This window comes from Streptomyces sp. ISL-10 (assembly GCF_018614575.1).
In the GTDB taxonomy this organism is placed as follows: Bacteria; Actinomycetota; Actinomycetes; order Streptomycetales; family Streptomycetaceae; genus Streptomyces.
This window is the reverse complement of sequence record NZ_JAGGOJ010000002.1, coordinates 198,334-216,097: the sequence shown is the minus strand read 5'-3', so window position 1 is coordinate 216,097 and position 17,764 is coordinate 198,334. Positions and strand designations below refer to the sequence as shown.

Annotated in this window: 20 protein-coding genes and 2 pseudogenes; 7 read left to right on the top strand and 15 right to left on the bottom strand. The window is 71.2% G+C overall.

All coding sequences use genetic code 11. The features are described 5' to 3' along the window. The 14 genes and pseudogenes from J7E88_RS00955 to J7E88_RS00890 all read right to left on the bottom strand — a co-directional run. Positions 1-805 (bottom strand): annotated as a pseudogene (locus J7E88_RS00955) (acetyl-CoA carboxylase biotin carboxylase subunit family protein); the annotation flags it as partial. A 66-nt stretch (positions 806-871) separates the two neighbouring features. Beyond that, positions 872-1,174 carry a hypothetical protein gene (locus tag J7E88_RS00950; RefSeq protein ID WP_215176181.1) on the bottom strand — a complete coding sequence of 101 codons (303 nt, stop codon included), beginning with the start codon at positions 1,172-1,174 and terminating at the stop codon, positions 872-874. A gap of 37 nt (positions 1,175-1,211) precedes the next feature. Beyond that, complete coding sequence (locus tag J7E88_RS00945; RefSeq protein ID WP_215176179.1) at positions 1,212-2,447, bottom strand: MFS transporter; 1,236 nt, start codon at positions 2,445-2,447, stop codon at positions 1,212-1,214. Beyond that, a complete protein-coding gene (locus tag J7E88_RS00940; protein WP_215176178.1) occupies positions 2,444-2,962 on the bottom strand; it encodes a regulator in 519 nt (172 codons plus the stop codon). Before J7E88_RS00940 ends, J7E88_RS00945 begins: the two co-directional genes overlap by 4 nt. Next, complete coding sequence (locus J7E88_RS00935) at positions 2,959-3,804, bottom strand: winged helix-turn-helix transcriptional regulator (protein ID WP_215176176.1); 846 nt, start codon at positions 3,802-3,804, stop codon at positions 2,959-2,961. Before J7E88_RS00935 ends, J7E88_RS00940 begins: the two co-directional genes overlap by 4 nt. A 41-nt stretch (positions 3,805-3,845) precedes the next feature. Further along, positions 3,846-4,259, bottom strand: a complete 414-nt coding sequence (locus J7E88_RS00930) for a hypothetical protein (RefSeq protein WP_215176174.1) — start codon at positions 4,257-4,259, stop codon at positions 3,846-3,848. Positions 4,260-4,269: 10 nt separating this feature from the next. Next, entirely contained in the window at positions 4,270-4,719 is a 450-nt protein-coding gene (locus J7E88_RS00925; protein WP_215176172.1) for a hypothetical protein, read from the bottom strand. Next, on the bottom strand, positions 4,716-5,198 hold the full coding sequence (locus J7E88_RS00920; protein WP_215176170.1) for a hypothetical protein: 483 nt from the start codon (positions 5,196-5,198) through the stop codon (positions 4,716-4,718). The genes J7E88_RS00925 and J7E88_RS00920 overlap by 4 nt, the downstream gene beginning before the upstream one ends. Positions 5,199-5,305: 107 nt before the next feature. Further along, positions 5,306-5,659: an SH3 domain-containing protein gene (locus J7E88_RS00915; protein ID WP_215176168.1), complete on the bottom strand. Its 354-nt coding sequence runs from the start codon at positions 5,657-5,659 to the stop codon at positions 5,306-5,308. A gap of 145 nt (positions 5,660-5,804) precedes the next feature. Continuing rightward, entirely contained in the window at positions 5,805-6,554 is a 750-nt protein-coding gene (locus tag J7E88_RS00910) for a hypothetical protein (protein WP_215176167.1), read from the bottom strand. 15 nt (positions 6,555-6,569) lie between these two features. After that, positions 6,570-7,269 (bottom strand): annotated as a pseudogene (locus tag J7E88_RS00905) (hypothetical protein). 17 nt (positions 7,270-7,286) lie between these two features. Continuing rightward, positions 7,287-7,769: a hypothetical protein gene (locus tag J7E88_RS00900; RefSeq protein WP_030958026.1), complete on the bottom strand. Its 483-nt coding sequence runs from the start codon at positions 7,767-7,769 to the stop codon at positions 7,287-7,289. Next, positions 7,766-8,323 carry a DUF4913 domain-containing protein gene (locus J7E88_RS00895; protein ID WP_030958027.1) on the bottom strand — a complete coding sequence of 186 codons (558 nt, stop codon included), beginning with the start codon at positions 8,321-8,323 and terminating at the stop codon, positions 7,766-7,768. The genes J7E88_RS00900 and J7E88_RS00895 overlap by 4 nt, the downstream gene beginning before the upstream one ends. Before the next feature lie 243 nt (positions 8,324-8,566). Continuing rightward, positions 8,567-9,322 carry a site-specific DNA-methyltransferase gene (locus tag J7E88_RS00890; RefSeq protein ID WP_215176166.1) on the bottom strand — a complete coding sequence of 252 codons (756 nt, stop codon included), beginning with the start codon at positions 9,320-9,322 and terminating at the stop codon, positions 8,567-8,569. Between the two features lie 507 nt (positions 9,323-9,829). Between J7E88_RS00890 and J7E88_RS00885 the strand changes: the two genes are divergently transcribed. From J7E88_RS00885 to J7E88_RS00855, 7 genes are all read left to right on the top strand, one after another. Then, positions 9,830-10,963: a C40 family peptidase gene (locus J7E88_RS00885; RefSeq protein WP_215176165.1), complete on the top strand. Its 1,134-nt coding sequence runs from the start codon at positions 9,830-9,832 to the stop codon at positions 10,961-10,963. A 144-nt stretch (positions 10,964-11,107) separates the two neighbouring features. Continuing rightward, a complete protein-coding gene (locus tag J7E88_RS00880) occupies positions 11,108-11,422 on the top strand; it encodes a hypothetical protein (protein WP_215176159.1) in 315 nt (104 codons plus the stop codon). Then, a complete protein-coding gene (locus J7E88_RS00875) occupies positions 11,422-12,114 on the top strand; it encodes a hypothetical protein (protein ID WP_215176157.1) in 693 nt (230 codons plus the stop codon). The genes J7E88_RS00880 and J7E88_RS00875 overlap by 1 nt, the downstream gene beginning before the upstream one ends. A 36-nt stretch (positions 12,115-12,150) precedes the next feature. Continuing rightward, positions 12,151-13,527 (top strand): type IV secretion system protein, encoded by a 1,377-nt coding sequence (locus tag J7E88_RS00870; RefSeq protein WP_215176156.1) that lies wholly within the window; start codon positions 12,151-12,153, stop codon positions 13,525-13,527. An 80-nt stretch (positions 13,528-13,607) separates the two neighbouring features. Continuing rightward, entirely contained in the window at positions 13,608-15,080 is a 1,473-nt protein-coding gene (locus J7E88_RS00865; RefSeq protein WP_215176155.1) for an SCO6880 family protein, read from the top strand. Between the two features lie 84 nt (positions 15,081-15,164). Then, positions 15,165-15,623, top strand: coding sequence for a DUF6238 family protein (locus tag J7E88_RS00860; protein WP_215176154.1), 459 nt, complete (start codon positions 15,165-15,167; stop codon positions 15,621-15,623). Positions 15,624-15,651: 28 nt separating this feature from the next. Next, positions 15,652-17,166, top strand: coding sequence for a VirB4 family type IV secretion system protein (locus J7E88_RS00855; RefSeq protein ID WP_215176152.1), 1,515 nt, complete (start codon positions 15,652-15,654; stop codon positions 17,164-17,166). Between the two features lie 237 nt (positions 17,167-17,403). Here J7E88_RS00855 and J7E88_RS00850 read toward each other — a convergent pair whose 3' ends face one another. Further along, complete coding sequence (locus J7E88_RS00850) at positions 17,404-17,607, bottom strand: hypothetical protein (RefSeq protein WP_215176150.1); 204 nt, start codon at positions 17,605-17,607, stop codon at positions 17,404-17,406. Positions 17,608-17,764 lie beyond the last annotated feature (157 nt).

Here is a 17,764-nt window from a genome sequence, read left to right as displayed (position 1 = left end):
TCTCTGGCGCAGGACACTAGGCGCATCTCGACGTGCTGCACGCCGTCGGTGATCCCCACGGCTTTGACCGCGGCGGTGGCCGCGGGGGCGACCTGCGCGAGGAGCGGGTCGGTGGCATCGACGGTGTGCCCGGTCTCGTAGAAGTACGGGGCGGGCCCGAGGCTCTTGCGGGTCACGGCGACGGCGGTCGTCTCACCGCGCTGGGTGACGCACTCGACGGAGACTTCCGGGCCGTCGAGGTACTCCTCGACCAGGACACCGGTGTCCTCACGGCTCTGGGTCGCTCCGGTCGAGGCGAACTCGAATGCGGCGGGCAGTTCCTCGGGGCGGTCGATGCGGATCACGCCGATGCTGCCGGCGAACGCGGCGGGCTTGATGACGGCGGTCAAGCCGATGGTCGCCGTCGCCCGTCCGGCCTCCGCCAGGGTGCGGGCCTTCATCGAGGCGGCCGACGGCACCCCGTGGCGGGCGAACAGCGTACGGGCGGTGGCCTTGTTGCGGCAGGCCCGCATCACCTCGAGGGAGTCCGCGGGCAGACCGAGCGCGCGGGCAAGGCGGGCGGTGGAGACAAGGTGCCACTCCTGCCAGGTGACGACGCCGGCGAGTTGGTGGCGTGCCGCCAGAGCCCGGCCCGCGGCGAGCAGCGCGGCGTCGTCGTGGAGGTCGACGACGGCGTGGTCGACGATGTACGGGGCTTCTCCCACGACGGCTCGGTGCCGGTCAGCAGGACGACGTCGTACGCGGCGGCCACCTGCTCCAGGCAGTAGCCGCGATAGGTCTCATCGCCGGGAGAGACGACGAGCACGAGGGGGCGAGCGGACAAGAAGGAGTTCTCCGGATCGTTGGACGGCAAGGCGCGGGAAGAGGGCTGTCAGTCGGCACGGCGGCGGTGTAGCTCGAAGGCGCTGGCCCAGTGGGGATGCGCGGCGATCAGCCGCCTGGCGTACAGGGCGGTGAAGTTGTTGTTCAGGCCGGGCACGCCGTACGGGAGTTGGCGACGCAAGTCCTCGAAGAGGTCCTTGAGGCTGACGCGGGTGGCGCCGGCAGCAAGGCGCCGGGCGGCCATGCGCTCCAGCGCGCGGTAGACGTGCGGGTGCCGCGCGTCGAAGGCGTGGAACTGCTCGGTGATGGTGCGACCGCTCGGACGGTGCGTCCTGGGGCAGGCAACGGACATGGCGGGGAGTTCTCCACAGGCTGGGGAGCGCAGGGGGTCAGGTGCGCAGGGCGGGATCGGTGCGCAGGCGGACGAAGGCCGGGAACAAGCCGAGGGCCTGCAGGACGGCGCACGCGGTGATGACGTGGCCCAGCGCGTCGGGCGGGGTGAGCGCGGTAAGCACACCGGCGACGGGGAAGGGCAGCAGGAGGATGAGGATGGTCACCGACAAGGTGCTGCCGAACTTCTCCGGCGGGATCAGGCGGGAGCGCAGCGTGCGCAGGACGACCGTCATGCCGCCCTCGGCCGCCATCAGGACCGCGACCAGGACCAGATAGGACAAGTAGTCGGGGGCCTGGGCGGCGGCCAGGGTGGCGATCGAGGCGAACGCGGCGCAGGCCGCACCGACCGGCCACAGGCCCAGGCGGTCGATCGCGAACCGGCAGAGCGTGACGCTCAAGAGCGTCGCGCCGGCGGCGGCGGACCAGACCAGACCGACAGCGGTGGTCGACTGCCCGTAGTGGTGGACGACGATCACCGGACCGGCCGCCTGGAGGAAGCCGATGGCAAGGTTGGACAGGGTCAGGCCGGTCACGAGCCAGCCGAGCGCGGGCAGAGACCGGATGGTCCGCCACCCGGTGAGCAGTCCCGCACCCGTGTTGCCCTTCGGCGCCCGGGCCGGGGTGACCGGCGGCGGCGGTGTGCGCAGCGCGAGCAGCGCGGCGAGCAGCGAGAACGCCGTGATGACCGCGAGCATCTGCCATGGTCCGGCGAGCAGCAGCAGACCTGCCAGTGCCGGGCCGGCCAGGGTGGCGGTCTGGTCGATCCCGAGCAGGACGGCTTGGACACGGTGGGCCCGCTCCCCCGCGCGGCGGCCGGCGGCTGCGCCCGCGGTCTCGGCCGCGATGTAACTGAACTCGGTGAGCACCCCGGTCACGGCGGCGAGCGCCATCACCGTCACGCTCGCCACGGCGCCGGATGGGTGGAGGTAGAGAAGGACTGCGCCGGCGGCGATGACCAGCGCGCGGCCGAGGGAGGCGAGGAAGAAGACGACCGCTGCCCCGCGCCGGTCGACGATCCCGCCGGCCCACCCGAACGCTGCCAGCCGGGGAATCCACTCCAGGGCGAACGCCAGGCCCGTCAGCGCCGGGGAGCGCGTGGTGACGAGCACCAGGAGCGGGATGCCGTAGGTGGACATGGCGAACGCGAGGGCGTCCACCGTGCGCGGCAGGTAGATGCTGCGCAGCAGTCCCCCGGTGTGGTGGGCGTGCCGGGGGGTGACGCCTGCGCTCACGCGACCGACTCTGCTTCAAGGAGCACGGCGACCTGCGGGTTGGCGTCCAGCCACTGCAGCAGCAGAGCGCGAGGGTGGGCGAGATCCGTTGCGGCCCCGGCGCTAAGCGTCTCCTCGCCCGCTGAGCGTGGGGAGCCGTCGGCTCGGTCGGCCACGAGCGCGGGGACCAGGAGGCTCAGGGAGTGCTGGAGGCGGGTGGTGAAGTCGCAGACCCGGGTCGGGTAGGCGTGGCGACGGGCCCAGCGGGCGGTGGCGTCATAGACGTCGGCCAGCTCGGAACCTGCGTCGGTAAGGGAAAGGCCGGCGCCGGGTGCGACCCGGGCGAGACCGTGCGCACGGGCAACGTGGGTGGTCCGGCGAAGGTGGTGCGAAGAGAGGTCGGGAAGGGTGGCGGCGAGCCTTCTCGGCGGGATCGGCCCGTTGTCGTCGATCTCGGTGATCAACCGGATCAAGCCCGGCGAGGACAACAGGGCCAGTGCGTTGCGGAGTTCGGCCGCAGTGAAGGAGGCAGTCATCGGCGCGGACCTCCCGCCACGAGCGCCGCCTTCGGGAGGGCAGCCGTGATGTGCGAGAACAGGTCGCGGTTGTGCCACGTCAGGCGAGAGGCCCCTCCCACCCGGGCAGCCGACGGGGCTGATGGTGCCGGCAGGGACAGATTGCTGACCCACTGCTTTGGGGCGGGTGCGGCACCCGGGCGCCCCCAGACCGGGTGCTGGGCAGCACAGGTGAGGGGCTGCCCGGAGGACCACGCGGACAGGGCACCGAAGACGGGCCCCAGGCCCTCGCCCGCCGCAGACAGACGGTAGGGCTGGCCAATGCCCTCGGTGTCGACCAGACCGTCGGCCACGAGCTGCCGCAGCGGCGGGTACACGTTGGTCCAGTCACTGCTGGGCATGACGATCCTGGCCAGGGCCCGGCCGCTGACCTCGCCGCGGGACTTCAGCACCCACAGGATGGCGGCGGCATGCCGCCGGGTGAGCAGGGTGAGGCTGTCCTCGATCTGCTCGATCGCGGGCAGCGGGCGGTCCGCCTTCTCCAGATGCTCCTCGGCCCAGGTGACGATCAGCGGCAGCACCGGCAGCAGCGCTGCGCCGCGGTCGGTGTGTCCGTAGGTGACGTGCCGCGAGGTGTGTTCGGTGCGCCCGACGAGGCCGGCGTCGCACAGCGACTTGAGCTTGGGGTGGAGCTGGCCGTTCTGCAGCCAGGACACCTTGCCCGCCAGCTCGCTGTACCGCAGCGGCGGACCGGACAGAGCCAGCAGGATCCGGACGTTCCATCGCGGGGTGATCATGGCGAGGGCTTCGGTGACCCGGGCGATGTCGGCATCGGTGTCAGGGGGCAGAGCGGTGATGGCCAAGGGAGGAACTCCTGGATGAGTAAAGGGAAATCGCCTGCGTGTCAGCGCCGGTGCGCCGTGCTCTCGGCCGGACGAGGCGGGGCCGGGGGCGGCAGCGAGGGAGTCGGCGGGGACTGCGCCGGGGCCGGGACGCGCGCCAGGCTCTGCAGAACAGCCAGCGCCGACTTGGTCTGGGCGTCGCGGACGGCGACCGCTTCGGCGAGCCGGCGGGCGCCGTCGAGAAGGTGGGAGACCTCGTGTCCGCCGATCTGCCGCTCGAGGTGGAGGAGCTGGGCGAGGCGGTCGCGATGGAAGTCGATGCTGCGCTCGGCGAGGGTGAGGTCGTCGTGCATGCCGAGCAGGGCGGAGAGCATGCCCGGCGGCTGGTCGCGGGCGTGGGCTTCGAGGTCGGCGAGCGGTGCGCCGTACAGGTCCTCGATCCGTCCGGCTATCTCGGTGGACGTCGAGTGGGGCAAGCGGGGGCTTTCACGGTCGGCGGGCCCTTGCCGCCCCGGCACGCGCGGGGGCCGGGGCGGCAAGGGACGGGGGCAGGGCGGCGGCGACCACCGGCTGCGCCGTACGGACGGGGCGGGACTGCTGGTCGGGCGGCGGCATGGTGCGCAGCAGCTCGCCGAGCGCGGCGCGGTAGCCGTCGCGGGCATCGAGCGCCGCCTCCAGCCACTGCGCGTCGAAGCGGAGGTCACCGGCTGACAGCTCGCCCATGTCCCGGTCGGGCGCCATCGCCTCGTGCACGCGGTCGCGCACACGGGCGACCTGCTCCTCGGCCAGGGCGAGGAAGGACCGCAGCTCCAGGGCGCGGGTCAGCGCGGGAGGCGCATCGGGTGCGGTAGCCGTCGCGTACAGCTCGGCGACCGGGGCGCCGAAGACCTCCTGCAGCCGGCCGTCTGCGGTGCTGGACTTCAACCGGACGCTCACAGCACGGCCCTTCCCGCTCGCGGCACCGACGCCGGCGCAACCGCGGGGCGGTGCGGAGCGCTGGTCGGCACCGCCGGGCCCTTGCGGGCTCCACGACTGAGACGGGCAAGGCGTTCGGCAGCGAGGCCCTTCTTCCCCGGAGCGTCCGGATCGAGAAGCCAGGCCACGACCTGGGCCCGGCCGTCGCGTGCCGTGACGGCCGCGTTGACGCGCTGGGCAAGGCCCATCGTGGGGTCGTCGACCTCACCGGGCTGCGTTTCCAGCGCGGCGAGGAGGTCGTCCTCCGCTCGGTCGAGCACAGCCTGGGAGTCAACGAGATGGCCGTGCCACTTGACGACCTCGGTGGCGTCAGGGTTCGCGGCCGGTGCGACGGCGACTGAGGCCCTCAACTGATCCATGCCCATGCCGAAGTGGGCTTCGATCCGTTCGGTGAGCACACCCAGGACATCCGCTGTGTCTTCGGGTATGTCGTCGGACAACGGGAACTCCTTTTCGGAAGACGACACCTGGAACTTCAGGGGCAGGGAAATGACGGGCGGTCGGACAACCCTGGCTGCGAAGTAGGCCGGTTACTGCTGCCGGCCTGTCAGCTAAGGCACATGCGGACGTCTCGGTAGATGTACGTGCCGGAGACCCAGCCCTTTACGCCGGTCGTCCTGTCCGTGATGTAGAGCCAGTTCCCGCTCTTCTTGTGCACGGTGAACTTGTGACTGCGGTAGAGCACCCCGACCGCGGTGGACTTCGTGGTGGCCTTGGACCGGATGGTCACCGCCTTCGTGTGCACCTCGTACGGCAGCGGCGGCAGAGACGAGCAGCTGCTCGTCGGCAGGGCAGTTGCCGCGGTGGCTACCGATGCCGCGCTCGCGGCGGTGGCGGACAGCACCGGCACAGCGAGCGCGCCGAGCAGCGCAGCGGATATGGCAATACGGGTTGAGCGCATGCGGAAGAAACCTCCATGAGGCATAAGGCTTGAGAGGAAGGCACCGGGGCTTCGCCCCGGCGGCTGTATAAGAGTCCGGAGAATCGCCGGTTTGGCTAACCGGCGATCGTCGGCTATGTTCCGCCGCGCCGGTCGGCCTCGGAATTCAGCGGGATCGGCCAGGCGGGCGCGGAGCGGGGGCCTTCGGCATGGCAGCCGGGCGGGTGAATGACGCTGCCGGACGGACCGGCGGGAGAGGGCCGGCCTCGCCTCTGAGCCGGTCGTCGCACCACCGAAGGGCCTCCTCGACCGTGGTGAAGCCGCCCTCGCGGAGGGTGTGGGTCCACGCGTCCGTGTCGACCTCCTCGACCACAACGCGGAACGGGGAGGGGGCTCGCTCGTCGAGAGCGCGCAGAGCCACGACGGTGACCATGTCGTCCGGGTCGTCGCTGGTGTAAAAGCAGCCCATCGCGTAGTGGTCGCCGTCACCCGCGAGGCGTTGCTCCAGCGCCCGCGTCGCCTCGTCCGCCGGCGGTGGACCCAGTTCGGGGTCGAGGCCGATGGCATCGGAGGGGCAGCCGCGGTGGATCAGCCAGGACTGAGCCATGGCGGGCAGCGGCAGCGGAGCCTTCTCGAAGGCGAACGTCCGCTCCTGCTGGTTCCGCTGCAGGTGCACGGCGACGTACTGGGGTGTGCCGGGGTGGCCCCAGGTGGCGGTGCGGTCGAACAGGACGTAGTAGCTGTGCACACCGTTGGCGGTGTGGTGTTCCGCCAGGGGGACGAGCATGTCGGACCGCACTTCGACCTGACGGTAGAAGTCGAGGTGAACCTGCTCGTCGGCGTCGAGGTCGTCCACGTCGAATTCGACTTGAGGCAGGGGCTTCCGGGCAGGTGCCGGTTCGCTGGGGGACAACAAGGGCCTTTCAGGAGTTCAGCGCCGCCGTGCTGGGGTGGACGGCCAGGCCCCGGGGCGAGCCGGGGGCTTCGGCACGTGGGTGGTGGGCGGCCGGCGCACGGCGAACAGCGCGGCGCGGCCGGCATCGGTCAGTGCGACGGGTTGGCCGGCGTGCACGGCGTGGCCGGTATCACGGGAGACCAGGCCGGCACCCTCCAGCTGCTGTAGCTCGGCGTAGGGGATGCGGGTGCCGGAGGCAGTGGTCACCGACATCCGGCCGGTCAGGAGATGCTCGTAGAGCTTGGCCCCGCCGGCGATGGCCAGGAGCGCCGCCTGGTCGGCAGTCGACAGCGGCGTTTCGCTGGGCGCCGAGGACGCTGCGGCGGCGGCCTCGATGGGCTCCAGGGTGTTGATCACCTTCAGGGCGGCAGCGTCGCGTACGGTGGCGGCCTCCTCCAACTGGTCCACGGTCCGGTCGATGCGCGCGAACAGGGCGCCGTCGATGGGGAACTCGCCGCTGGATAGGCGGTGGAGGAGGACGCGGTAGAAGGTCACGCCGGTCTCGGCCCGGGCCAGCTCGCGGTGCCGGTCGACCAGGTGGGCATGTGGCTCGTCGAGGACGCCGCGGTCGCGGTACGCCCACAGGGTGTCGACGTCATGGCCGGTGAGCGGCTTCGATGCGATGGTCGAGTGGGGACACCGCACGCCGGACTGCCGGCGCGGGGTCAGGGGGTATAGGCAGGGCTCCGTCGTTCAGCGGGCGTGATGGTGCGAGGGGTTGTGTGCGGGGCGGGGCAGGCCCGGCAGCGCGGAGGGCGGCGGAGCGGGTCGCGGTGCGGGGCCTCGGGTCGTGAGCTGCGGGGAGCGGGAGCGTGCCGCGTGGGTGCGGGCGCTCAGCGGCCGGCGGGTCATGCCCAGGCGGCGGCCGACCTCGTCGTAGACGTCGTTGCCCGCACGCGGCCGGACCGCGACCACGTGGATCTCCCGCTGGTGCGTGGACTCGGCGGGTGCCGGGCGGACGCCGTAGACGACGCGCCAGTCCTTGCGGGAGTCCACGAACAACTTGCGGTAGCCCTCCAGGTCGCCCGTGAGCCGGAGGCCGAAGCGCTGCGCGTTCACGACTTCCTGCAGGTAGGCGAGGGTGAGATCGCGGATGTCGCTGGGCGCCTGGAGGAGGTCAGTCAGGGCTCGGGGGTCGAAGCTCAGGCCGAAAGCCGGTTGCTGCCCCCCGTTCACGACGTCGGCTCGTCCGGCTCAGGGGGCGTGCCCGCCTCCGCCGCGCTCGCCATCGCCTTCTCCGTACGAGCCGAGGGAGGCGGCCCCGGAAGGATCCGGTGGGCGGGGCGCTCGGGGGAGGTCATGCAGGCCGACAGCGGACCGCCCGGCGCGCGGATCGCCGCGATGGCGTGGGTGAGGAAGTCCCGGTGCCACACGAACAGACCGGAGAGACCGGCTTCGGGGTCCTTGTGCTGCTGGTATGCGAGCCACAGGGCGTGAAGCCATGCAACGACGTCGTCGTGCTCCTGCCACTGCAGGCACCAGGGCGCCGCGGTGGTGACCTCCGCCCCGTAGACCGGGAGGAAGAAGTCATCGACCCAGTCGGACAAGGCGTCGAGCTCGTCCTCACGCTCCTCCCCATCCAGTTCCAGAATCGGGCGCGGCTCCGGCGGCGCAGCCGGGGGCGGTCCGCCGAGTCCCGGCATGCCGAACGCGGCGAACGGTGATCCGCCCGGAGCCGGGGCGGAGGCGAGATGGTCGAGCTGCTGGGCCTGCTGAGCCGACTGCTCCATCAGCCTGCGGACGCTCGCCTCGATTCCCTCCAGGTGGGGGTCCGGGATACGCACCGGTTCCAACTCCCCGCGGTCCGAGGGTTCTATGGATTCAGACATGGAACGTGTGGCCTCCTACGAGGTGCGGAAAAAAGGGGGAGCGGAAGCAGTGCGGGCCGGTCGACGGCCTACCGGCGTCACGGCGGGATACCACTCGGGGCCGGAAGCGGCGTCGGATTCTGCGCAGGAAAGGCGGTCGCAGCCTCAGACGGAGAGGTCCACGTCGTCCTGGGTGAGGGTTTCGCGGATCGTTTCGGTGAGTCGGTCGGCTGCGATGGACGCGTAGTGCTCGGTCTTCTCCACGCCGATGAAGTCGCGGCCTGCCAGCAGGGCGGCGACGCCCGTGGAGCCGGAGCCGGCGCAGAAGTCGAGCACCGTGCCGCCTTCGGGGCTGATCTTGACCAGCTCGCGCATGACCGAGACCGGCTTCTGCGTTATGTGCTGGCGCTTCGTCCCCGAGGGCTGGGAAGCGGAGTACATGCCCGGTAGATAGACGGGGTTCCGGGAGCCGTCGATCGACCCCTTGCTCGCCCAGACGATGAATTCGCAGTTCTGGGTGAACCGGCCCTTCTGCGGCCTGGCCTGCGGCTTGTGCCAGGCCAGCACACCGCGCCACAGCCACCCGGCCGCCTGGATCGCGTCCGTCGTGGTGGGGAGCTGCCGCCAGTCGGTGAACAGCAGCGCGGTGCCACCAGTTTTCGTGAGGCGGTGGGCTTCGGTCATGATCTGCGTCAGCCAGAACCCGTAGCTGCGCTGGTCCATGTTCTCGCCGGTGAAGTCCGGCAGGGCGTGCTGGGCGTCGGCGGAGGTGTACTTCTGCTTCGCCGACCGCGTGGTGCGCTCCTTCGCGGTCCGGCCGCCCGAGTTGTACGGCGGGTCGGTGATGACGGAGTCGACGCAGTCGTCCGGCAGGCCGGCGAGGACGCTGAGAGCGTCGCCCTGGTGCAGGGAAAAAGGCAAAGAGGGCCCCAATTCGGGTGTGGAAGCGTGGAGGGAAACTCCCGTCGCGCATACGAGTCCCCGCACAGACCGGAATTGGGCATGAAGAAGCCCGGGCCGCAGACCGAGGAGGGCGAGGGGAGTCCAAAAACTGTAGAGGCGAATACGCCGACGACCAAGAAGTCCGCTGCTGAAGTACCGGATTCCGGCACCTCATGCCGACTTTTTGGTCAGCCGCCAATCCGGGCCTACTGTTTTTGAACCGCCCGGCGCACACCGCCGCTGGCTACTCCCCACCACGCCTCACGGAGGTATCCCCTGCCCCGGCACACATAACTCACGACACGGACATGCGGAGCGAGCGGCAACTCGCCCGTCGGCCCTCATGATTGCCCACCCCGGCCGCCGCGCCCTTCCACCCGCCACGCGCACGCGGCACGCCGGACACCGCACCCCCAAGGACACGTTCATGACGCCTTGCTACCCACCCATGCCCGAAATCGCTGACGCGCGAGCGGTCCGCGCCGGTTGAAGGCGGTCGCCGCCGGCATCGGCGTCGTCTTGCTCTCCCCACTGCTGCTCGCCGGGACGGCCATGATGATGGCCTCCTCCGCCGAAGCCGTGCAGACCTCCGGCTCTTTCAGCGGCTGCCTGACCGACATCGACTCCGACGAGGTCGCCAAGCACGTCACCGAGATCCTCGACGGCGCGTCCGGCAAGGACGTCCACATCGAGGGTCTGGATCTGCCCGCCGAGCAGGTCCCCAACGCGCGGACCATCGTGGCCACCGGCATCAGCCTCGACGTGCCCAAGAAGGGCCAGATCATCGCGCTCGCCACCGCGATGCAGGAGTCGCGGCTGCGCAACCTCAACTACGGCGACCGGGACAGCCTCGGCTTGTTCCAGCAGCGTCCCTCACAGGGCTGGGGCACTGCCCAGCAGATCCGTGATCCCGTCTACGCCAGTGAGCGCTTCTACAAGGAGCTGCTCAAGGTCAACGGCTGGCAGCAGATGACCGTCACCCAGGCGGCACAAGCCGTCCAGAAGTCCGGCTACCCGGACGCGTACGCGCAGTGGGAGAACCTGGCCACCGCACTCCAGACGGCCATCGCCAAAACCTTTCCCAGCACCGGCAAGGACAAGGACGACAAGGGGCCGGACAAGGGCGACGAGTCCGCGACCGGCACCACCGGCTGCGCCCCAGCCCAGGACGGATCCGGCTTCGGCCGCATCCCCGAGGGGAGCGTCCCGAAGGGATACAGGATCCCCAAGGATGCCGACCCCAGGGCCCGAAAGGCCCTGGACTGGGCGATGCACCAGCTCGGCACGCAGTACCAGTGGGGCGGCAGCTGCACCGACGCGCACGGCCCCGACCCGATGGGCCGCTGCGACTGCAGCTCGCTCATGCAGCAGGCGTACGCCCACGCCGGCATCACCCTCACCCGTACCACGTACACGCAGGTCAACGAAGGCAAGCCCGTCTCCCACAGCCACCTCCAGCCCGGAGACCTGATCTTCAGCCGCGGCACCGCGAGCCGCCCCGAGCACGTCGGCATGTACATGGGCGAGGGCCTCGTGATCGAGGCCCCGCGCACCGGAAAGCCCGTCCGGATCACCCCGATCAAGGACTGGGACATCCTCGCCGCCCGCCGCGTCCTCTGACGCCGCTCCCGCCCGCACCCCGCTCCTGCGGGCGGGCCGCCGCCGCGGCCACTTCCCGCGCGCCGAGCGCGCCTCCCCCTCCGCTTCCCCCTTTCCCGCCGGCCCCTCGCCTGGCCTGCGTTCGCAAGGAGCCTCACCACACCCATGTCCCTCCCTCTCGCAGACCGCGTCATCCAGCTCGCCTTCGACCCCGGCATCACCCCCGCGGGCGGCGGCCTGCCCGGCCTCGCCGTGCTGAAGAACGTCGTCAACTCGATCAACATGTTCGGGATCACCGCCGTCGTCGGCGCTCTCGCCGTCTCCCTCGGCGTGTGGGCCTGGGGCCACCACACCGGTGGCCACCAGGCCGAGGCCAACGGCAAGAAGGGCGCCGTCGTCGCCGCGGGCGCCGCTCTCGGCCTAGGCGCCGCGAACGGAATCGTCGCGTTCTTCTCGGCTCTCGGGTCCCAGGTCCACTGATGCAGAAACGATTCCCCTCCCTCTCCCTGTCCTCGTACGGCATCGGCTGGTCGGCCAACAAGCGGATCGCGATCGTCGCTCTGGTCGTCACCGTCCTGCTCGCGACCGCCGCCGCCGTCGCCTGGCTCAGCGGGAACGGCAACGGCCGCCCGGGTCCGGATCACGCCGTCGCGGCGCCGGCGAGCAGCCCGTCCTCCTCCGAGGCCGCCCCGAAGCCCGCCGCCGGATCCGGATCGGTGCCCAAGCCCCCGCAGATCGCGGAGCCCGTCGCCTACGCCAAGGCCGTGGCCCAGATGCTGTGGTCCTACGACACCCGCAACACCAGCCGCGACCAGCAGCTCGCCGGCATGCGCGCGTGGATGACCAACGAGCCCACGTACGCCGACTGGGCATCGGTCTCCGGCCAAGTCCCGGATCCGGTGCTGTGGTCGCGCATGGCCGACCAGGACCAGCACGCCACCGCCAGTGTCACCGAGGGCCACTACCCCTCCGCGTTCAAGCAGGCCCTGGCCGACGCCCCGTCCGCGATCACCAAGGCGTACATCTACGTCGTCACCGTCAACGGCAAGCAGCAGATCGCCTGGAAGAAGGGCGGCGGTGGAGCCGAGGAACGCGCCGTGACCCTGGCCGTGCAGTGCCGGCCCAACCACGACTGCGCCCTGGCCGCCATCGCTCCGAGCGTCACGCAGTGACCCGCGCCTGACACAAGAAGGGAGGGGCAACTCTCCGTGGGTTTCTGTGATTTCCCCCTGGCGGACAAGCTGTGCGCCGTCGGCGACGCGGTCGACTTCGCCTCGGATCCCGGCAAGGCCATCGGCGACTGGATGGCGAAGTCGGCAGGCGAACTCGCTGCCGCCGCTGCCGACCTGGCGGCCAAGGCCGTCAACACCACCACGAAGGTCGACCTGAACGCCGGCTGGTTCCGCGACAACTACGAGATGCTGCTGCCGCTGGGCCTAGTCCTGCTGGTCGCAACCTTCTGCGCACAGCTCGTCCGGGCCGCCGTCAGACGCGACGGACAAGCCCTCACACAGGCATTCACCGGCACCATGTCGGGCGTCCTGTTCGCCTTCTGCGCCATCGCCTTCACCACGGTCGCCGTCGAGGTGGTCGACGCGATCTCCGACGGCCTGTTCAAGGCCGCGAGCCTGGACATCGAGTCGGCCGTGCGCCGCATCGTGAAGGTGAGCCAGATCGGCGCCCTGGCCGGGCTCGGCTGGCTCGTCCCGGTCGTGGCCGGCCTCGGCGCCGCCATCGGCGCCTTCCTCTACTGGTGCGTGATGATGGTCCGCAAGGTCGGCATCCTCGTCATGGTCACCCTGGCGATCTTCGCCAGTGCCGGCGGCGGCTGGGAGGTCGCACGCCGCTGGCGCAAGGGCTGGATCGAAGCCACCGCCACCCTCGTCGTTTCCAAGCTGTTGATGACCGTGATCTTCGTGCTCGGCATCGCCGCCATGGGCAAGACCGAGGCCAAGGACGGCATCGGCGCCCTTGCCGACGTCATGTCCGGCATCGTGATCATGGTCCTGGTACTGCTGTGCCCGTACGCGGTGTTCAAATTCGTGCACTGGGCAGCCGACGGAACCGACGGCGAGTCCATCCACCGCGCCGGCGGCGCCGGAGCCCAAGTCGCCAAGGCACACGCCGAGAACGCGACCCGCAAGGCCGCGGCGGCAGCCGCCACCGCCGGAACCGGCGGTGCGGCAGCCGGAGCAGGCGCCGCTCCGCAAGGCCCCGACGCCGCAGGCGGAGGCGGCTTCCCGGGCGACATCGCCTCCCACTCGACCGGTGGAGGCGGTGGCAAGGAAGACGCGCAAGGCGGTGGCACGGGCGTCTCGCCCGGTGGTGATGCCATCAAGTCCGGCCTGGAGAAGGCCGTCCAGCCCCCGCCGACGAGCGTCTCCGACGACACCAGCAGCCAGGTGGGAGGCAGCCCAGGCCCGGGTGGGTCCGGACCGAGCGCGGCGTCCAGCCAGGGCGGCGGATGGCAGTCCGCTCCCCCGACCACGACCCCGCCGCCCCAGGGCGCACCGCCGTCCTCCAGCCAACAGAACGCCACGACCAGCGGACCGGCTGGGCCGCCCCCGCCCCCGACCGGCCCCTGATCCTCTGCCCGCTTCCCGGGGCGGGACGCACCACGCGCTCCCGCCCCCGGGCCCCCACCCGCGCCTCCAGGACCCGCCCCATGACTGACCTTTCCGTCGCCCCGGTCACGGTGAAATTCCCGCACCGGTCCCGTCGCGGCATCCTCCTCGGCCTCTCCCTTCCCCAACTCGTCCTCGTGTCGTGCACACTGGCCCTGCTGCTGATGACGGTGCTCTCCACCGGGCTGCTCGGCGCCGTCGCCCTGACCCCGCTCTGGGCCGCATCGGGCGCTCTCGTCGCGATACGCCGGCACGGCCGCTCCCTGATCGACTGGGCGCCGATCGTCACCCGCTACGCGCAGCGCCGACGCACCGGCCAGACGCTCTGGCTCGCCCGGCCCGTCACCCGGCCCCGGCAGGAAGGCGTCCTTCACCTGCCCGGCACCACCGCCTCCCTCAAGGTGGTCACCCCCGGCGACTCCGCCAACGGCGCTGCAGCGGTCCACGACCCGCACCGGCAGACCCTGACCGCCATCGCCCGCGTCACCTCTCGCGCCTTCGCCCTCCTCGACCCCGCCACCCAGAACCACAACGTGGCCAGTTGGGGACGTGCGCTCGCGGGCATCGCACGGACCGGACACATCGCCACCGTGCAGGTCCTGGAGCGCACCGTCCCCGACAGCGGCGACACCCTCACCCGCCACTGGACCCAGAACGGGCAGCCCCAGGCCCCAGTCGCCGGACAGATCTACTCGGAACTGGTCGCCTCGGCCGGTCCCGCCGCCGCCCCGCACGAGACCTACCTCGCCATCTCCCTCGACCTGAAGGCCGCCAAGCGCCTGATCAGCCAGGCCGGCGGCGGACTGCCGGGCGCGTTCACCGTCATGGAGCAGACGACCGCGTCCATCGCCCAGGCCGCCCGGAACGCCGGGCTCATGGTCACGGGCTGGCTGAGCGCCCGGGAGATCGCCGCCGTCATCCGCACCGCCTACGACCCGAAGGCCCTCGCCGCGCTCCAGCAGTGGTCCGACACCGGCCGCGCCGAGGCGGACCCCGCAGCCGCCGGACCTGTCGTCCAGTTCGAGGAGTACGACCGCCTCGCCACCGACTCCGCCCGCCACGCCACGTACTGGGTGGAGAACTGGCCGCGCACCGAAATGGGAGCCGGCTTCCTGCACGGGATCATGTTCACGGCCGGAGTGCGGCGCAGCCTGTCCCTTATATACGCGCCGCAGGGGCTCGAGTCTGCGCTGCGGGACGTCCAGCGGAAGAAGGCCGCGATCATCGCCGACGCGAACGAGCGCGCCCGCCGGGGACAGGTCGACAGCGAGGAAGACTCCGTCGAGTACGCCGACGTCAAAATGCGAGAGCGCCAGCTCATCGCCGGGCACGCGGACGTGGCCCTGACCGGCCTGGTCACCGTCACGGCCGAGACCGATGCCCTCCTGGACGCGGCCTGCGCGCAGATCGAGACCAGCGCCGTCACCTCCGGCGTCGATCTGCGACGGCTCAACTACCAGCAGCCCGACGCCTTCACCCTCACCGCGCTGCCGCTCGCGCGGACCGCCCTGTGACGGACCCATCCCTTTTCGATCAAGGCGTGGCAGAGCAACCGCTGCCCGCCGCCCCCTGCCTCCCGGCAGGAAGGACCACCACCATTGACCTCTCACACTCCACAGGACGCGCACCCCTACCTTCGCGCCGCGAGCGCCGGAGTCCGCCACCACACCCGTGCACTGGCACCGTCGGACACAGGCCCTCCCCGGCCGGCAGACCGACTGCACCTTGACGTGCTCCACGCCCACCTCACCACCCTGCACCAGCTCCTCGACCGGCTCGCCGAGACCACCCGGCCACCGCACCCCGCCGCCGGCCGCCGCCTGGCCACCGCGCACACCCACCTGTGGCAGGCCGCCAGCGAAGTCCACGCCGCCTTCCACCTGCTGCCCAGCAACACGACGGCGGGCAGCGAAGCAAGCGCGTGCCGTCCGGAGCGGCTGCCCGAGGGACCGCCCGTGCTGACCATCTGCCAGCGCCACCTCGCCGCCGGCCACGTGGTCCGGCGCAAGACCACCCCCACCGACCTCCGCGCGCACACCACGGCCTGCGTGCGATGAGCACCACCCGCAGAATCGAGGGCCCCCGATGAGCCACCGGCCCGCCCGCCGCGCCCGCCGCGCGTCCGCGTCTCCGCTGTTCACTCCCCACGGAACCGACCGGGCCAGCCGCAAACAGGCCCGTCGCCAGCTCGCCGAAGCCACCGCCAAGGCCCGCGCCGAAGCCAGCGCCCACCAGGCCGAGAACACCTCCACCGAGCACGAGACGCCCGCTGCGCTCTACCCCCCGAGCGGACGCCCCGGCCCCGCCTCCGCCCGGAAGAACCGGCTGAAGCTGCCCGCACACCGCATGACCACCGCCGTGGCCGCTGGCGCGTACCCATTCCTGGCGGAGGGCGGCCTCGGCGCGGAAGGCATTTACATCGGCCGCGATGTACACGCCGAGGCATCATTCGTCTTCGACCCCTTCGCGCTGTACGGCAAGGTCGAGGGCTTCACCAACCCGAATCTCCTCCTCGCCGGAGTCATCGGCCAGGGCAAGAGCGCGCTGGCCAAGTCCTTCGCGCTGCGCTCTGTGGCCTTCGGGTACCGCGTCTACGTTCCGTGTGATCCCAAGGGCGAGTGGACACCGGTGGCCGAAGCCCTCGGCGGCCGGTCCGTGGCCCTCGGGCCCGGACTGCCCGGCAGACTGAACCCGCTGGACGCGGCCCCGCGCCCGGTGAGCGTCTCCGAGGCCGACTGGGTCGGCGAGATCCGTAAGCGGCGCCTGCTCCTGCTCGGCTCCCTGGCCCGTACCGTCCTGGGCCGGGACCTGATGCCCATGGAGCACACGGCCCTGGATATCGCCCTCGACGCCGTCGTCACCCGCGCCGCCGACACCGGCAGCACCCCGCTCCTCGGTGACGTCGCCGCCACCCTCAACAACTCCGGCGCGCTGGATGAGGCCGCCGGGATGGTGTCGGGACAGCTCGGCGACGCGGCCCGTGACCTGGCCCACGCGATGCGCCGCCTCGTCCACGGTGACTTGGCCGGCATGTTCGACGCCCCCTCCACCATCGCCTTCGACCCGACCGCACCGATGCTCACGATCGACCTGTCCCGGCTCGGCGGCTCGGGCGACGACACGGCGCTGGTCCTGGCGATGACGTGCGCCTCCGCCTGGATGGAGTCCGCACTCTCCGATCCGAACGGTGGCCGGCGCTGGATCGTGTACGACGAGGCGTGGCGCCTGATGCGCCATGTCGGCTTGTTGCAGCGAATGCAGGCCCAGTGGAAGCTCTCCCGCGGACTCGGCATCGCCAACCTCATGGTGATCCACCGGCTGTCCGACCTGCTCACCGCCGGCAACGCCGGATCCCAGGGCCGTGCTCTCGCCGAGGGCCTCCTCGCCGACTGCAGCACCCGCATCATCTACCGCCAGGAGACCGACCAGCTCCACGCCGCGGCCTCCCTGCTCGGCCTGACCTCCGTCGAGATGGACGCGGTCGCCCACCTCAACCGAGGGCGTGGCCTGTGGAAGGTCGCCGGGCGATCGTTCATCGTTCAACATCTTTTGCATTCGCGCGAGCTGTCGCTGTTCGACACCGACGCCCGCATGCACTGAGAAGTCCCGCGAGTTCACCCCAACTGGCAGTGACCCCGCGTCCTGCCGCCGACCGCCACCAATCGATGGAGCGCGTGGTCTTCGGCTGGACCGATGTCCACGCCGATCAGGCCGCCCTCTTCGGACCGTGACCGCAGACGATCCTGCTGCCACTCACCGCCAGTCGATCAGAACGGACCTCTCCCTGCCCTACCAAGATCCGGAACAGCGTGAGACCTCGCCCAACACGCTTCACCGCTACGCCCGCCGGGACGCGCCGCGCACCTGCTCCCCGACGAGCCGCTGCCGCTTCCCGACCTGACTCCCTACCTCACCGCGCTCGCCATGGCGGAGACGCCCGCCGAGGTCAGCGCCGTCACCCGTCGGCTCGTCGAAGCCACCACGCCCGTGCTCGACCACATAGCCGGCCACTTCGTGGCCATAGCCCTCTGGGCCGGCCATGAGCACCGCCACACACCACAGGCGGTGCGCCTGCTACGTGACGCCGCCCACGGTGTCCGCCTGGCGCCGGCACAGGTCACCCAGGCCGATCTGGAGAACCTGCGTGCCCACTACACCCCGCCCGCAGTAGGCCCGGACGGACGATCCCAAGCAGCTC

Excerpts from the sequence above, each read along its gene's own strand:
- J7E88_RS00865 (WP_215176155.1), top strand. The coding sequence starts at position 13,608 with ATGACTGACCTTTCCGTCGCCCCGGTCACGGTGAAATTCCCGCACCGG.
- J7E88_RS00940 (WP_215176178.1), bottom strand. The coding sequence starts at position 2,962 with ATGACTGCCTCCTTCACTGCGGCCGAACTCCGCAACGCACTGGCCCTG.
- J7E88_RS00880 (WP_215176159.1), top strand. The coding sequence starts at position 11,108 with ATGTCCCTCCCTCTCGCAGACCGCGTCATCCAGCTCGCCTTCGACCCC.
- J7E88_RS00855 (WP_215176152.1), top strand. The coding sequence starts at position 15,652 with ATGAGCCACCGGCCCGCCCGCCGCGCCCGCCGCGCGTCCGCGTCTCCG.
- J7E88_RS00895 (WP_030958027.1), bottom strand. The coding sequence starts at position 8,323 with ATGGAGCAGTCGGCTCAGCAGGCCCAGCAGCTCGACCATCTCGCCTCC.
- J7E88_RS00950 (WP_215176181.1), bottom strand. The coding sequence starts at position 1,174 with ATGTCCGTTGCCTGCCCCAGGACGCACCGTCCGAGCGGTCGCACCATC.
- J7E88_RS00875 (WP_215176157.1), top strand. The coding sequence starts at position 11,422 with ATGCAGAAACGATTCCCCTCCCTCTCCCTGTCCTCGTACGGCATCGGC.
- J7E88_RS00915 (WP_215176168.1), bottom strand. The coding sequence starts at position 5,659 with ATGCGCTCAACCCGTATTGCCATATCCGCTGCGCTGCTCGGCGCGCTC.
- J7E88_RS00850 (WP_215176150.1), bottom strand. The coding sequence starts at position 17,607 with ATGGCCGGCCCAGAGGGCTATGGCCACGAAGTGGCCGGCTATGTGGTC.